Source organism: Gordonia sp. YC-XJ4 (genome assembly GCF_059511865.1).
Genome location: NZ_CM183447.1, coordinates 2,920,287 through 2,937,594, shown reverse-complemented (window position 1 = coordinate 2,937,594; position 17,308 = coordinate 2,920,287). Strand labels below are relative to the sequence as shown.

Sequence of the window (17,308 nt, the reverse complement as noted above, 5' to 3'; positions counted from 1 at the left end):
CAGCTCATCCCTTCCGCCCCGCCAGCACCGCGTAGACGGGCATCAGGACCACCAACAGCGCAACGATCCAGGCCAACGATGGCCCGATGGTCTGCCAGGTGATGGCGCCGGCCGCGCCGGGCACCCGGTCACCGGCCAATGCCCGCAACGCGTAGACGAACTGTGAGATCGGTTGATTGCGCACGAAGCCCTGGATCCAGTGCGGAAACGCCGACGCCGGCTGGACCCCGACCGAGAGTAGTCCGAAGATCAACTGCGGCAGCATCATCAGATGGGTGGTGGCGTCGGGATTGCGTGACGCCGTGCCCACCACCTCCCCCAGGAACGACAGGGTGAGTCCGATCGCGAGGACAAGTCCGCAGAACGCGACGGTGTAGAGGAGCCCGGCATAGAACCGGAATCCGATGACGTGTCCGCAGATCAGCGAGATCACCAGCGCGACCGTGCAGCGATACATGCTGGCGGTCATGCGGGACGCCAGCGGGGTGACACGGGAGATCGGCAGTGCCCGGAAGCGCCGGTTGATCCCCTCGACGGCATCCGAGGCCGAACGGAAGGCGCCGGAGATCGCCGCGAAACTGATGGCCTGCAGTGCGATCAGCGGCATCAGGTACTGTGCGTAGCTGCTCATCTCGGCGGCGTAGAGCCCCATGAAGTTCTTCAGTGGGATGTAGAAGCCCGCGGTGAACATGATCGACGCCGCGACCTGGGTGAGGAGTTCGCCGTTGCGCAGCGTCGGCACGATGCTCCGGGTTGTCAGCACCCACCACTGCTGCACTCCGGAGGGATTGGTCTCCCGCGTGGCGCCGGTGACCCGCTCGGGTGACCACGACGTCGGGGTCACGACGCCACCTCGGCCCGGTCTGGCCGGGCGGTCTCGGCGGTGAGCGCGAAGAACACCTCGTCGAGCGACGGGCGTCGCAAGGCGACGTCGGCGAGTTCGATTCCGGTGCGGTGCAACCGACCGAACACCTCGACCATCGTGTCGGCGCCGTGCGGTGCGGGCATGGAGACGCGGTCGGGATGGGCGGTCACCGTTGCGCGCCGGGACCGCGGCATCATCGGGGTCAGCGCCGCGACGATCGCCGGGATCGCGGAGGTGTGGCGGGGCACGATCTCGCAGTAGGTCGCCCCGGTGCGTTCCTTGAGCTGATCGGCTGTGCCCTCGGCGATCACCGTGCCCCGGTTGATGACGACGATCCGGTCGGCGAGGGTGTCGGCCTCCTCGAGGTACTGCGTGGTGAGGACGGTGGCGATGCCGTCGGACTTGAACCGTTCGACGAGATCCCACACCGCCTGCCTGCTGCGCGGATCGAGCCCGGTGGTCGGCTCGTCGAGGAACACGACCTCCGGTCGGACGACGAGACCGCACGCGATGTCGATACGTCGCCGCATGCCCCCCGAGTAGGTTCCCAACGGCCGATTCGACGCGTACTGCAGGTCGAACTGTTCGAGCAGCTCGTCGGCCCGGCGTCGCGCCGCCGACTTGCGCCATCCCTGCAGCCGGCCGAACATCACGAGGTTCTCCCGGCCGGTGAGCATGTCGTCGAGGGCCACCTGCTGCCCGGTCAACATGATCGAACGCCGCACCGCGGCCGGGTCCCGTGCGACGTCGTGGCCGGCGACCAGCGCGGTTCCGGAATCGGGAGAACTCAAGGTGCACAGGATGTCCACCGTGGTGGTCTTTCCCGCCCCGTTGGGGCCGAGGAGGCCGAGGACCTCGCCGCGTCCCACGGTGAAACTGATACCGCGCAGCGCCTGGAAGTCCCCGAAGTTCTTGCGCAGATCCCGTACGACGACCGCGGCGTGCGATTCGTCGGGGCGTCGATGCCGACCACCACCGCGGTCGGTGTCGTGGGTGTGGCCGTGAGTGTCAGTGAAGGGCACCGGATTCCCCCAGATCGACGTCGGCGGTCAGGTCGATCAGTTCCAGCTCGCCGTCGGCGGAATCCGCCTCGTCCTCGACGATGGCCTCGCGCGCCAGGTCGGCGAGGGACGCAATACTGGCGTCGGCGAGCCGGGACACGACGTCGGCACCGATGCGGGCCGGGTCGTACCACCAGTCGACGTGCAGGATTCCCCCGCTGCGCTGGGCACGGATCTCGAGTGCGTGCCCGAACCCGGGTGCCGATGCCCGAAGTGCCTCCGCCATCGTCGGATCGATCGAGACGGGTTGGTCGTCGGCGGTCGGGAGATCGGGAATCGGGCTGCCGACGACCAGCGCGATATCCGGTGCCGGAGTTGCCTCGAGAGCACGCGCGGTCGGGGCGTGCAGGTGACGCAGGACGCCGTGGCCGACACCGTGATGCGGTACCGCGGCGAGTACCCGGTGGACGGCCTCGATCTGCGCGGCAGTCGGTTCCCCGCTGAGCGCAGTGCAGCCGAGCGCCACGGGGTACAGGGCGGTGAAGGATCCCAGGGTCCGACGCGGGTCGAGGTCGGGCCGTAGGACCCGTCGACCGCGCCCGGCGAGGTCGACGTCGATGATGCCGTCGCCGAAGGTCTGCGCCAGCGCGCGACCCAGTGCGGTGAGCAGGAAGCGATCCACCGGGAAGGTGAGTCTGCGACGCGCGTCGTCGAGTTCGATCGTCTGGGTGGTCGTCAATGCGGTCGAGATGCGCTGCAGCGCAGTGGAGGTCGTCCGCATCGCATCACCGGTGATCGGTCTGCGCGTGGCCCGTCCGGGCCCGGTCAGCCAATACCTGCGTGAGTCGAGGACCGCCGGATGGGCGGCCAGCTCGGAGGACAGCTGTGCCCACTGGCGCCACGCAACGGGCACGGGCGCAAGCGAGATGTCCTCGCCGGCGAGCACCTGACCGAAGGCGGTGAACAGATCGGTCACCAGGATGTCGCGGGCTTCCTCGTCGGCCACCAGCCCGTGCACGCTCATCGCGAGATACGACTGTCCGTCACCGGCCTGTACATGGGCGGCGAGGTACGGGGTGAGCCCTCCGTCGCCGGTGAGGGTGCGGAGGAACTCGGGGATCTCCTGCGCCCCGGACACCGCCGCGACCGCGAGGTCGGCGGCCTCGACGGGCGCCGCGACACGGACCTCGCGGATGCCGTCCTCCTCGACGATCCGTATCCGCAGTGCATCGTGGCGATTGACCACCGCGGTGAGGACGTCGCGAATGCGGTCGGTGCCGACGTCGTCGCGGACACGCAGGATCAGCGGTACGCGCCACCGGTTGCTGTCGGTGACACCGGAGTCCAGGAACCGGATCATGGTGGGCGTCAGGGGAAGATGGTCCGGATCGGCCGTGACCGTGCGACCAAGTCCGCCTGCGGCGTAGCGCTGGGTCAGTGTCGCGGCGAGGGTGGCGACGGTCTGGTTCTCGTAGAGATCCTGCGGGGTGATCTCCAACCCCTCGTTCGCCGCGCTCATCGCGATGCTGATCGCGATGAGCGAATCCCCACCGATCTCGAAGAAGTTGGCGGTGCGCTCGACCGACTCCACTCCGAGACATTGCGCCCAGATCCGGCCCAGCGTGGTCTCCATCGGCGTGCGGCCGTCCGCGACCGAGGGCTGCATCTGCGGCGGTGCGGTACCCCCGGCGGCGTCGCCCGCGGTGTCGGGATCATCCGTGCGCAGCATCCGTGCCGAGCGATCGTGGTCGACCCAATGGCGCTGACGGGCAAAGGGATATCCGGGAAGTGTGACGATCGGTCGATCGCGGTCGTCGTCGAGGTCGACCGGAACTCCCGCCGACCACAGTTGACCGAGACCGAGCAGGAAGGTGGTGCGGTCGTCGCGATTCTGGGCAGGGTGACGCATGAGACGTATGGCTCGGTGCCCGTCGCCCCATCGGGGGTGGCGGGCGGCGGCACCGGACAGCGTCCCGCCGGGCCCGACCTCGACCAGGACGCGGGCGGGGTTCTCGAGCAACGCCCCCACCTCGTCGGCGAAACGCACCGTTGCCCGGATCTGCCGTGCCCAGGTGGCCGGGTTGGTGGCCTCGGCCGCCGACATCACGGTGCCGGTGACGTTCGACAACAGCGGGATCTGCGGTTCACGCAATGTCATTCGCGACAAGAAGGCCGTGTACTCGGCCACCACGCCGTCCATCAGCCGCGAGTGGAACGCATGGGAGGTGCGGACCCGCCGTGCGGTGATCCCCGCCTGCGCCAGCCGTGCCGTGAACGCGGCGATCGCGGTATCGGTGCCGGCGACAACGCATCCACCCGGATCATTGATCGTGGCGATGTCGACCTCACCGGCCAGATACGGTGTGACCACCGCGGGTACGGCCGGCACGGCGACCATCACGCCACGTGGCGCCGCATTCATCAGCCGGGCGCGCATCGCGACCGCCGATGCCGCGGTCGGCAGATCGAACACCCCGGCAAGAGTGCCTGCGACGTATTCGCCGATGCTGTGCCCGGCCAGCACCGCGGGATGCACCCCGCGTGATTGTGCGAGACGCGCGAGTGCGTATTCGACGGCGAACAACGCGGGTTGCGTTCGGTCGGTGCGTTCGAGTGACCGTGCACTGCCCTCGAAGATCTCCGCGCGCAGGTCGATTCCGAGCTCGGCGTCGAACGCCGCGACGCACTGCGCGAAGTGTTCGGCGAAGACCGGCTCGGAGTCCAGCAGACCTCGCGCCATGCCGACGTGTTGCGCGCCTTGGCCGGGAAAGAGGAACGCGACGCGATCGGTCGCCGTGTCGGCGCCTACGACCTCGTCGGTGATCATCACGTTGTCGTGCTCGTCGGTGCGCAGTACCTCGACGGCGTGGGCGGCGTCGTCGACGACGGCGACGAGGCGATGTCGGTACCGGTGCCGCCGGTTCAGGGTATGCGCGAGTACGCCTACGTCGAGGTCGGGGCGCGCTTGCAGGTCGTCGGCGAGTGCGGTCCGTGCCTGCGTGAGCGAATCGGGTTGCTGCGCCGACAGTGTCACGATCACCGGGCCGCGCGTCGCCGGAGGCAGTGGGGCCGGTGGTGCTTCCTCGAGTACCACGTGGACGTTGGTTCCGCCGACACCGAACGAACTCACCCCGGCGCGGCGCGGACCGTCGCTCTCCCAGACGGTGGTCTGCGCCCGGACCTCGAATGGTGTGCGCTCGAGATGCAGTTCGGGGTTGGGCTGGGTGTAGTGCAAGGTGCCCGGCAGCGACCGATTCTGTAGGCACAGCACGGTTTTGATGAGACCCGCGATACCCGAGGCCGTCTCGAGATGACCGATGTTGGCCTTGACCGATCCCAGGACGCACGGACCGCGGCGTTCCTGCTCGGCGAGTTCGAAGGCTTGCCGCAGCCCCTCCACCTCGATCGGATCACCCAATGGTGTGGCCGTGCCGTGTGTTTCGACGTAGCTGATGGTGGCGGCGTCGACCTCGGCGACGGCGTGCGCCTCGGCGATGACCTCCGCCTGTCCGGCCGCGGTGGGCGCCGCATAGTTCATCTTGGTCGCGCCGTCGTTGTTGATCGCCGACCCGCGGATCACCGCATGGATGCGATCACCCTGTGCCAGTGCGTCGTCGAGATGTTTGAGGACCACGATTCCCACGCCGGAACCGAACAGGGTGCCGTCGGCCCGCGAGTCGAAGGGCCGGCAGTAACCACTCGGCGAGGCCATCGACCCGGGCTCGTACCAATAGCCCACCCGGTTGGGCACCCGGATCGAGGATCCGCCGGCCAACGCCATCTCGCATTCGCCGTTGAGGATGCTGGCGGCGGCCAGATGCACCGCGAGCAGCGACGACGAGCAGGCCGTCTGGACGGCCAGCGCGGGACCGCGCAGGTTGAACTGGTGGGCGACGCGGGTGGCCAGGTGGTCCTTGTCGTTCTCCAGCGAGAGGTTGATCATCTCGAAGCTCGCGCCCTCGCCGATGATGCGGTGGGGATCGAGGTGGGACATCAGGTTGTGCAGCAGATATCCACTGGCCGAACTCGTTCCGAAGACGCCGACGGTTGCCTCGATGTCGTGCGGATCGAGTCCGGCGTCCTCGAGAGCGTGATACGCGGTCTGTAGGAACAGTCGGTGTTGTGGGTCCATCATCCGGGCGGCGCGAGGGGTGAACCCGAAGAATTCCGCATCGAATTCCTCGATGTCCGTCAGCAGCGGTGCGCGCCGCACGTAGGCCGGATTGTCGAGGGTCTTGTCGCTCACCCCGTGCGCGGTGAGGTCCTCGGCGGTGAGGGTCTCGATCCCTTCTCGCCCGGCCTCCAGGTTGCGCCAGTACTCGGTGAGAGACGCCGATCCCGGGAAGCGGCCGGCCATGCCGACTATCGCAATCGCGTTGGCCCCGTATGCTTCTGACGTTCCCGCTTGTGTCATGCCCGCTTCTGTCATGCCCGCTGTCCTGTTCTGCGCCGGCCGGCCCGTTGGCGTGCGGCGGCGCGCAGTTGTGCTCGTTCCCGGAGGCCGCCCGAGGCGTCGGTGTCGTCGGCGACGGCGAGATCGAGCTGACGGATGAGATCGGCGGCGAGCGCACGCAGACTTGCACCCTGAAGGAGCAGTGCCACCGGTGGTTCGGCTCCGAAGTCGCCGCGCACCGCGTTGCGGATGCGTACGGCCATCAGCGAATCCATGCCCAGGTCGGTCAACGGCTTGTCGACGTCGACGGCCCGACTGTCGGCGAAGCCCATGATGGCCGCGATCCGGGTGCGCAGACGGTCGGTGACGGCGTCGTGTACCGCGGTCGCATCGAGGGTGCGCAACGCCTCCACCCCGCCCCAGGTGTCGTCGGTGAGGTCGTGGAGCTCGGCGACGAGTGGTGCGAAGTAGCCCAGTTGATCGAGTTCGGGGAATGCGACGGCCGCGCGGTCGAGCCGGAGGCGGATGACGCCGGCCCGGGTGGCGTCGGCGGCCACCAGCGCGTCGAACGCCTCGATGCCTTCCGCCGGGCTGATCGGGTCGAGTGCGTCCATCGTCAGGGCGGCTGCCACACCCACCTGGGCCCACTGGCCCCAGTTGATCGCGGTGGCCGGCAATCCCTGGTGGCGGCGCCAGAGCGCGAAGGCGTCGGCCCACGCGTTGGCGGCCGCGTATGCGCCCTGCCCGGGCGAGCCGAGCAATGACGCCGCCGAGGAGAACACCACCCACCAGTCCAGGCGCAGATGTGTTGTCGCTTCGTGCAGGGCGATTGCACCGGCGACCTTGGGCGCCCACACCCGGCTCAGGCTGTCCGGTTCGAGTGCGCTCAGCAGTGCGTCGTCGATGACGGCGGCCGCATGCAGCACGCCGCGAACCTCTCGGCCCGTCTCCCGCGCGGCGTCGACCAGTGCGGCGGCGACGCCGGGTTCGGCGATGTCACCGGCGATGTAGGCCACCTCGCCTCCGTTCGAGAGGTCGTTGATGAGCGTCTGCTGGTCGGGTGTGATCGCTCGGCGACCGTTGAGGACCACTCGTCCGGCGCCTGCGTCGAGGAGGTGACGTGCCATCAGGGTGCCGAGGCCACCGAGGCCACCGGTGACGATGTAGGCCGCGCCTGCCGTGACCGGGGTGACCGACGGGGCGCCGAGCGGAGCACGGCGCAGACGGCGGACGTGACGCGCACCGGCGCGCCAGGCGACGATGTCGTCACGGGAATCGGCGGCCAATTCGGCGACCAGCGGGGCATCATCGTCACCGTCGAGGTCGACCAGGGTGACGTGCAGCGCGGGATGTTCGTAGGCCATCACGCGCACGAGCCCTTCCAGCGCCCCTACGGTCGGATTGCCCGACTCGTCTGCGCCGACGCCGATTCCGTTGCGCGTGACCAGCCAGACGCGAGGCGCGCGACCCGGCCGGGCGGCGACCGCCCGTACCGCGGAGGTGACCGACCAGACGAGTGCGCGGGCCTGCTCGGACGCCGCACCGCGGGGGTCGAAGGTCTCGGCGTCGAGCAGCACGACCACACCGGCGGCCGGTGCCGCCGAATCCGCGTCGAGATCGGCGAGAGCAATGAGTTCGGTCCCGGATCCGGTCATTCCTGATCCGGGAGTCCCCGCCGGCAGCGTCTGGCGGATCACCCGCCGCGACGGCGAGCGACCCAGCAGATCGGCAAGCTCGTCGGCCGAGGAACCATCGGCGGTCGAGTGCCCGGCGAGGATCAGCCAGCTGCCGTCGGCGAGTTGTCCCGATGCGTCGCCCGGGAGATCGGCGGGGACCCATTCGGTGTCGAACAGCTTCTGCTCGAGGGGCAGCGGCACCGAGTGGCGTTCGACCTTGCGTAGGTAGACACCGGATGCGACGGCGACGGTTGCCCCGGACTCGTCGGTCAGGATGAACGAAGCGAGCTTGTCCGCGGTGCCGGGGATCTCGGTCACCTGCGCCGAACACGTTGCGCGACGCCCGATCACGCCGGTGACGCGTAGCGACTCGATGGCCACCGGGAGGAAGGTCGCGGCGTCGGCGCCACCGGCTGCGATCCCCGAGGTCGACTCCTCGGGCATGGCGGCCGCCACGCTCTGCAGGGCGGCGTCGAGCAGCACCGGATGCAGCCGGAACCCGCGGTCGACGCCGGCCGCGGCGGGCAATTCGATCCGCGATTCCGATGCCCCGGTTCGTGGGCCGGCATCATCGGTCGACCCCACCCGCACGATGTGGGTGAGCGCGGCGAACGCCTCACCGTGGGCGGCGCCGGTGCTCCGCAACGCGCGGTAGAAGTCCGAGGGCGCCACGGTCGTCCCACCGATCAACGCGACCGGGGCGGGGATGTCCGGCGATGTCGACGTGACCACCCGCCCGGTGGCGTGCCTGCGCCACGCACCTTCGGTGGTGCGCGAATGGATCTCGACGCCCATCTCGCCGTCGGCCACGCGGCACAGGCGCGTGGTCACCGACACCGTGGTGTCCACGGCGAGCATCTCCTCGACCTCGAGGCGATGCACCTCGAGCCCGGTCGCCGGCATCCCCAGCGCCTCGGAGCCCGCGGCGAGCACCATCTCGGCGAATCCGGCGGCCGGGAGGACGGCACGGTCGTGCACCTGGTGATCGCCGAGCCACGCCAGATGGTCGGTGCCGATCTCGCCCTGCCAAATGTGCTCTCCCCCGGGAACTTCGACATGGGTGCCGAGTAGTGGGTGCTCACCGGAACGGGTGGATGTCGCCCGAACCGTCGGCCAGTACCGCGTGTGCTGCCAACTCGTCGGGGCGAGTGTCACCGGCGGCGGGGGCGTGACGGCGGATTCGGTGGCGGCGGGCTTCTCGGGGTCCGATTTCTCCGGGCCGGACCGCGGGGTGACGGATTCGACGACGGCGAGCGCGCCGTGGAAGGTCAGGGTCTCGTCCTCGCCGCGCACGAGGGTGCCCAGCACCTCCACGTCACCGTCCGGACGCGCGGCGGCCAGCGTGTCGCCGATCGAATGGGTGAGCAGCGGGTGCGGGCTGATCTCGATGAAGGTCGAGTGGTCGGCGGCGGCACGGGTGATCGCATCGCCGAAGCGCACGGGGTTGCGCAGGTTGCGGACCCAGTAGTCGGCGTCGGTCACCGGAGCGGTCTGCGATTCCTCGACGGTCGAGACCATCGGGATCGTCGGCCGCCGGGGGGCGAGGTCGGCCAGTGCCGCCCGCAGGTCGTCGAGGATGGGATCGACGGTCCGATGGTGCGAGGCGACGTCGACCTCGACGCGCCGGGCGAGCAGATTGCGGGCGGTGACCTCGGCGATCACCGCGTCGATCTGCTCGGGCGGACCTGCCACCACGCACTGCCGTGGGGAGGCGTACACGGCCGTCGAGAGCCCCGGGTGTGCGCGGACGAGTGCGTCTGCGGTCGCCGCGTCGGCTTCGAGGAGCGCCATGGCGCCGTGGCCCGAGAGTGCCTTCATCAACCGCGACCGCGTCGCGATCACCGACAACCCATCCGCCACCGACAACGCCCCCGACACCACCGCCGCAGCAACCTCACCCATCGAATGACCGATCACCGCATCCGGACACACCCCATAGGACCGCCACAACGACACCAACGCCAACTGCACACCCACCAACACCGGCTGAATCCGATCAATACCCACCACCGGCTCCCCCGACGCCAACACCTCCCGCAACGAAAAACCCACCACCGCAACAAACACCGGCTCCAACTCCACCACCGCAGCCGCAAACGCCGGCTCCGCCACCAACAACCGACGACCCATCCCCGCCCACTGCGACCCCTGCCCCGAAAACACGAACACCGTGCCGGGCCAAGGCCGGTACCGGCGCGGGGCGAGCACGCCGGGACGTGGGCTGCCCTCGGCGAGGGCGCGCAAACCGGCCAGTGCCTCGTCGGTGTCGCGGGCACACACGGTGCCGACGGGATCGGTGGTGGTGCGCAACCGATCCAGGGTTGCTGCGACGTCGGGCAGTGCGACCGACGGGCCGGTCTCGAGCCACTGCGCGAGTGCACGAGCACGGTCACGGACACGATCCTCCGATCGACCGGTCACCGACAGTCGCGATACCGTCGGCATCGCCGACGCCACGCTCGACGCGGCGGCGAGTGCGGGCCCCTGCTCGATGACGATGTGGGCGTTCGTACCGCCGAGACCGAAGGAGGAGATCCCGGCACGCCGGGGTGTGTCGCTCTGTGGCCATTGCATCGTCTCCGTCGGCACGACGATGCGCGTCGACCGGGCATCGATGGCCGGATTCCATTGGGTGAAGTGCAGATTCGGCGGGATCTGCCCGTGCTCCACCGTCAGCACCGCCTTGATGAATCCGGCGATACCGGCGGCCGCCTCGAGGTGCCCGAAGTTGGTCTTGACCGCACCCAGTGCGCAGGATGACTCGCGGCCGTACACCGCGGACAAGGCGTCGAACTCGATGGGGTCGCCCAGAGATGTTCCGGTGCCGTGGGTTTCGACGAAGTTGACCGAGGACGCGGGCACGTCACCGGCAGCGAGCGCGCGGGTGATCACCTCGCGTTGGGCCGGCGCATTCGGTGCGGTGAGCCCGTTGGACCGTCCGTCGGAGTTGACCGCGGAACCGCGGATGACCGCGTGCACCCGGTCACCGTCGCGGACCGCGTCGGCAAGGCGTTTGAGGACCACTACGCCTGCACCTTCGCCGCGGACGAAACCGTCGGCCGCCACGTCGAAGGCATTACACCGTCCGCGAGGCGAGAGCATTCCCCATTTACCCAGTGCCAATTGCGTTTCCGGCCGAAGGATCACACTCACACCGCCGGCCAACCCCAGATCGGACTCCCGGGAACGCAGGCTCTGACACGCCAGATGGAGAGCGACCAGCGACGATGAGCACGCCGTGTCGACGGCGACGGCCGGGCCCCGCAGACCGAGCAGGTAGGCGATGCGCCCCACGGTGATGCTGTGCGCGTTACCGGTTGCCGAGTACGCGTCGATCGACTCCGGATGCGAGGCCGAGGTGCTCTGGTACTCGTTGTAATAGACACCGAGGGTGACCGCCGCACGCACCCCGGTCAGGGCGTCGGAACGGTATCCGGCATCCTCGAGCGCCTCGACCGCCACCTCGAGCGCGATGCGCTGCTGGGGATCCATCGCCTCCGCCTCGCGCGGGGTGATCCCGAAGTAGTCGGCGTCGAAACCCGCGATGTCGTCCAGGAATCCGCCCCACTTCGACGGCATCCGCCCGGGCACCATCGGATCCGGGTCGTAGTACTCCTCGGCATCCCATCGCTGCGGCGGAACCTCCACCACCCCGTCACGGCCCTGGGTCAACAGCTCCCAGAACGATTCCGGCCCACGGACGCCGCCCGGGAAGCGGCAACCGATGCCGACGACGGCGATGGGTTCGGCACCGGTGATGCGTGCGGCCTTGTCGAACTGCTCGACCAAGGCGCTGCGTTGTGCCGGCGTCATCGCCGACACTCGATCGAAGGTGGTCTTCATCGTTGCCCACTCTCGGGGACGGCCGACACGGGCTGTGTGTCGGACAGGGACTCGGATCCGGCCAACGGATCCGAGAGGGATTCGACGCTGTCGAAGAGACTGTCGAGCACGCTGACCTCGGCCTGCTGCTCGCCGGCCGCCTCCGCCGCTGCGGCCTGCGTCGCCTCACGGCGGGGGGCGAGAAGACCGGTGAGCATCTCGCTCAGGGCGTCGATGGTGGGATGGTTCCAGAGCATGGTCGCCGACAGGTCGAGGCCGACCAGGTGACGGGCATCGCGCAACACCGTCATCGCCATCATCGAGTCGAGACCGAGCTCCGGGAACGGCTGATCCGAGCGCACGGCGTCGGTCGGCATACCCAGTTCCCGTGCCAGGATCACCCGCATCCGGCTCACCAGTTCGGAGCGGGTTTCTTGCTCGGACAACAGCTCCCAGTCAGGCGCGTCGACGGCCGCGTCGGGCGCTCCGCCGATCGCTGGGCCCGCCGCCGGCGCGGCGGGAACGAAACACAGGCCCCGGAGGTCGACGGTGAACGGTGCGCCCGCCCCGGCGGTCACGTCCGCGGCGAAGCCACCGCGGCGTGCCTCGCGATACCGCACCTCGACGGTCGCCTCGCCGTCCGCCGTGGTGGGTGACACGGTCATCGTCTCCACCGCTGCCGGGAACATCAGGCCGTCGTGCGACGCGTCGATCAACCGTGCGAGGTGTACCGTGGCGTCGAGAAGCGCCGCGGTCCCCGCCGCGGACACGCCGGCCTCCAGAGTGCCGGGCGCGGAACGGTTCTCGAGGGCCGTCCACGCGTAGGGGCGGCCGGACAGACCCCAGTGCTGCTCGAGCTCCGCCGCCTGCTCGGACGAGAAGCCGGTCGCCGTACGGGCGGCTTCGATGGGTGGTGCCTCGGAGTCGAGCAGACCTGCGCTGAGATGCTCGACCCACTCGTGCGGGCCTGCGCCCACCGAGGTGGCCGAGGCGATCGTGATTGCACCGGTCTCGTCGAGCCGCACCCGCACGACGCGGGGACGATCGAGGATCAACGGCTGGGTGAATGCGATGTGCTTGGCACCGGCCGCGCCGGCCTGCGCCACCACGGTCGCCACGGTGTGCAGCAGCACCGAGGCCGGGACGACCTCCACCCCGTGCACCAGATGCGAACCGGGATAGGGCAGTTCGTCGTCGGCGATACGGGCGAACCAGGTGTGTGACGGGACCTCGGCGGCACCGGCGCCCGAATCTCCCGCGCTCGTCTCGACCGTGCCTGTCTCGATCGAGTCGACCTCACCCAGAACGGTGTCGGGCCGGGCCGGAGGCAGACCCGACAGGTCGTGGTCGGCCTCGCCGAGCAGGTCGTCGACGATGTGGAACGAGGTGCGCATCCGGTAGGCCTCGGCCAGCCGCGCCCACTGTGCGCCGACCACGATCGGCCGGATCGGCGCGTCCGCCCCGAGCAGGGTGGGCAGGGTCGCGATCGCGGTCTCGTTGCGCATCGGGGTGAGTCCGGCGGAAGCGGTCTCGGGCTGGGCATCGGCCCAGGATTTCCACAATCCCCAGTCGATGACGGTGGCCGGCAGCCCGACGGCGCGGCGGGCGAACGCGAAGGCGTCGGCGAAGGAGTTGGCGGCGGTGTAGTGCCCGAGCCAGCGCGAGCCGAACAATCCGGTGATCGAGGAAAACAACACGAAGCGGCGGACCGGGGTGGTCACCGTCAGTTCGTGCAGTACCGAGATCGCGTCGACCTTCGGGCGGAACATCGCGTCGACCTCGGCATCGTCGAGCTCGATCAGTGAACCGGCGCCACCGGCCAGCGCGGCGACATAAACTCCGTCCAAGGGTGGGAGATCGTTTCCGAAGCGCGCGAACAGCTCTCGCATCGCCTCTGGGTGGGCGGCGTCGGCGGAAAAGTTCACCAGCGTGGTCGAGTTCGCAGCGAGCTCTGCGGTCACCTCGGCCGACAGGTCGGCGCCGCTGCGGGAGAGGGCGACGATGGTGTCGGCGCCCATCCGCGACAACTCGACGATGAGGTCGGGCCCCACGTTTCCGGTCGCTCCGACGACGAGCGCAGTGGTGTAGCCGGGTAATCCGGTCAGTGGGGTCGGCGGCACCGCGGCCCGCAGTCGTGGCAGTAGTCGTCGGCCCGCCCGCAGCACGACCTGATCCTCGCCGTCGGAGCTGTCGAGTTCGGCACGCACATGACGCGCCACCAATGCGGCGGGCAGCGCGGCGTCGACGTCGAGGACCCGTCCGAAGATCTCGGGGTTCTCCAGGGCGAGTGTCCGGGCGAATCCCCAGAGCACCGCCTGCGCCGGATCGGCGGGCTCGCCGTCGGCCACGGGCTGGGCGTTGCGGGTGAGGATCGTCAGATGTGTACGGCCGGGCGCCGAAGCGAGCGCAGCAGCGACCCGTCGCACGTCACCGAACACCTCGTGAGCGCGGAGCGCACCGAAGTCTGTCCGGGTGGTCGTCGGGGCGAACACCACGTGTGTTGCGCCGGTCAGCGCGGCGCCGTCGGTTGCGTCGGCGACGGTCACCGCGCGCGCCGCCGGCCCGAATGCCGCGGCCAGCGCATCCGGCTCTTCCGAGACGACAACCCAGCCGTCGCCGTCGTCTCTCGCATCGGCACCGACGGCAGGCGATGCCACGTCGACGGGCAGGGCCCGCTCGATCCAGGCGAGTTCGTGGTACCACTCGTCGAGAGCGCCGCCGCTGCGCGGCGAACCGGTCTCGGTCGGCGGTGGTGGGCCGGCGCGGTGTGAGTCGGCGCGGTGCGGCTCCGCGGCGGGTACCTCCACCCAGTACCGGGAGTGCATCCAGGGGGATTTCGGGAGCCGCGTGAACGCCCCGGTATCGGGCACCGCGGGTGCGCGCAGCGTCTGTGTCGCAGCGAGATTCGTGAAGAAGGTCTCCAACTCGTCGGTGTCGCGGGCCAGGCTGCCGATGGTGTGGTGATGCCGATCGGCCAGCGTTGCATCGATGGCGTGGGTCAGCAGCGGATGGGGGCTCATCTCGATGAACGTCGCGTGCGTGGCACCGGCCTGCTCGACCCGCTCGGTGAAGCGGACCGGGTTGCGCAGGTTGGCGCACCAGTAGTCGGCGTCGACGACCGGCGACGTCGCGCCGCCCGGGTCGGCGGTCGACAACATCGGGATCGTCGGTTCGGTCGGCGTCAGGCCGGACAGCGCTGCCCGCAGCTCCGGCAGCACCGGGTCGATGATCGGATGGTGCGACGCCACGTCGACCTCGACACGCCGAGCGAGCAGATCGCGGGCGGTGACCTCGGCGATCGCCGCATCGATCTGCTGGGGCGGACCGGCCAGCACCGTCTGATCGGGTGCGGCGTGCACCGCGATGGTCAGATCCGGGTACCGACTGCAGATCTGGTGCGCGGCGTCGGCGTCCAGTCCGACCAACGCCATGGCGCCGTGGCCCGAGAGTGCCTTCATCAACCGCGACCGCGTCGCGATCACCGACAACCCATCCGCCACCGACAACGCCCCCGACACCACCGCCGCAGCAACCTCACCCATCGAATGACCGATCACCGCATCCGGACACACCCCATAGGACCGCCACAACGACACCAACGCCAACTGCACACCCACCAACACCGGCTGAATCCGATCAATACCCACCACCGGCTCCCCCGACGCCAACACCTCCCGCAACGAAAAACCCACCACCGCAACAAACACCGGCTCCAACTCCACCACCGCAGCCGCAAACGCCGGCTCCGCCACCAACAACCGACGACCCATCCCCGCCCACTGCGACCCCTGCCCCGAAAACACGAACACCGTGCCCCCAGGGCAGGTTCCCTCATGTGCGGGAACGACTCCCGGCGCGCGGTAACCACCGGCGAGGGCGCGCAAACCGGTCTCGGCCCGTGTGTGATCGCGTGCGGTGACCGTCGCGACCACACCGAACCGTGAGCGGTGGTGGGCCAGGGTGTGGGCGATCGCCGACAAGTCCACCTGTGCGCCGTCGCCGCCGATCCAGTCCGCGAGGGTGTGAGCCTGTGCGGCAACGCGTTCGGGGGTCTTGCCCGAGATGATCAGCGTGTGGACCCCGGGTCCCGCAGTCGCCGGTACAGGGGTAACCGCGCCGGGGGTCACCGCGAAGGGGGTCGGTTCCGCCGGCACCTCGGGGGCCTGCTCGAGTACGACGTGCGCGTTGGTACCGCTGACACCGAAGGACGACACCCCGGCACGGCGTGGTCGCCCGGATTGCGGCCACTGCTGTGGTTCGGCGGCGATGGCGAAACGCGAGACGCCGTCGCACGCGTGCGGATTCAGCGCCGAGAAGTGGAGCTGACGAGGGATGTGCGCATGCTCGATCGCCAGCACCGTCTTGATGAGACCGGCGATACCGGAGGCGGATTCGAGGTGCCCTAGATTGGTCTTGACCGACCCCAGAACCAAGGGTGCACTCTCGCCGCGCTCGGCGAACACCCCGTGCAGGGCGTCGAGCTCGATCGGATCGCCCAGAGGGGTTCCGGTGCCGTGGGCCTCGACGTAGTCGATCTCCGCCGGTGCCAGGTCGGAGGCGGCCAACACCGAGCGGATCAACGCCTGCTGGGCGGGACCGTTCGGTACGGTCTGGCCGCTGCTCGCGCCGTCCTGATTGACCCCGGTACCGCGGATGACCGCGCGGATCCGGTCGCCGTCGCGCACCGCGTCGGAGAGGCGCTTGAGCACCACCACGCCGCAACCCTCGCTTCGCACATAGCCGTTGGCGTCGGCGTCGAAGGTCTTGCAGGTGCCGTCGGGGGCCAGCATGCCCCACCGGGAACAGGCGATGCTGTTCTCCGGGCTCAGGTTCAGATTCACCCCACCGGCCAGCGCACTGTCGATCTCACGGCGCCGCAGCCCCTGACAGGCGAGATGGATCGACACCAGCGACGAGGAGCACGCTGTGTCCGAGACGATCGCCGGGCCGTTGAGGCCGAGGTAATACGACAGGCGGCCCGCGGCGAAGTTGGCGGCGTTGCCGAACGGGATGTACGGGTCGAGTCCCGTCCGCGGGATGGCTCCCGCGAATGTCAGTGTGTAGTCGTTGGTGGTCATCCCGACGTACACGCCGGTGGCCGTCCCGCGGAGTCGTTCGCGTGTCAGGCCGGCGTCCTCGATGGACTCCCAGGCGACCTCCATCAGCAGCCGCTGCTGGGGATCCATGCCGATCGCCTCACGGGGGGTGAGGCCGAAGAACTCCGCATCGAACTCGTCGGGGTCCCAGTGGGTGAGGAAGCCGCCCACCCGGTTCACGATGGTGCCCGGGATCGTGTGGTCCTCGGCGTAGAACTCGTCGGCGTCCCAACGGTTCTCGGGCACCCGCACCACACCGCTGCGGCCCTCGGTCAGCAGATCCCAGTAGTCGCCCGGATCGTCGACGTCGCCGGGTAACCGGCAACCCATGCCGATGATCGCGATCGGCTCGCGATCGCCCTGCTCGGCGATGGCGAGCTTTCGGGACAGGTCGTCGATCTTGCGCAGAGCGTCGGTGATGATCGCCCGGCGATCCGAGTTTTCGGGAGGCACCA

At 69.4% G+C, this 17,308-nt stretch carries 5 protein-coding genes; all 5 read right to left on the bottom strand.

The window, feature by feature from the left end:
- Nucleotides 1–4 precede the first annotated feature (4 nt).
- The 5 genes from AC5ZH6_RS12825 to AC5ZH6_RS12805 are packed head-to-tail and all read right to left on the bottom strand — an operon-like array spanning nucleotide 5 to nucleotide 17,306.
- Nucleotides 5–844 carry an ABC transporter permease gene (locus AC5ZH6_RS12825; RefSeq protein ID WP_006372818.1) on the bottom strand — a complete coding sequence of 280 codons (840 nt, stop codon included), beginning with the start codon at nucleotides 842–844 and terminating at the stop codon, nucleotides 5–7.
- Nucleotides 841–1,887: an ATP-binding cassette domain-containing protein gene (locus AC5ZH6_RS12820; protein WP_006372819.1), complete on the bottom strand. Its 1,047-nt coding sequence runs from the start codon at nucleotides 1,885–1,887 to the stop codon at nucleotides 841–843. Before AC5ZH6_RS12820 ends, AC5ZH6_RS12825 begins: the two co-directional genes overlap by 4 nt.
- A complete protein-coding gene (locus tag AC5ZH6_RS12815; RefSeq protein ID WP_006372820.1) occupies nucleotides 1,874–6,295 on the bottom strand; it encodes a type I polyketide synthase in 4,422 nt (1,473 codons plus the stop codon). Before AC5ZH6_RS12815 ends, AC5ZH6_RS12820 begins: the two co-directional genes overlap by 14 nt.
- Nucleotides 6,292–11,778: a type I polyketide synthase gene (locus AC5ZH6_RS12810; RefSeq protein WP_496169103.1), complete on the bottom strand. Its 5,487-nt coding sequence runs from the start codon at nucleotides 11,776–11,778 to the stop codon at nucleotides 6,292–6,294. The genes AC5ZH6_RS12815 and AC5ZH6_RS12810 overlap by 4 nt, the downstream gene beginning before the upstream one ends.
- Nucleotides 11,775–17,306 carry an SDR family NAD(P)-dependent oxidoreductase gene (locus AC5ZH6_RS12805; protein WP_496169101.1) on the bottom strand — a complete coding sequence of 1,844 codons (5,532 nt, stop codon included), beginning with the start codon at nucleotides 17,304–17,306 and terminating at the stop codon, nucleotides 11,775–11,777. Before AC5ZH6_RS12805 ends, AC5ZH6_RS12810 begins: the two co-directional genes overlap by 4 nt.
- Nucleotides 17,307–17,308: the final 2 nt, after the last annotated feature.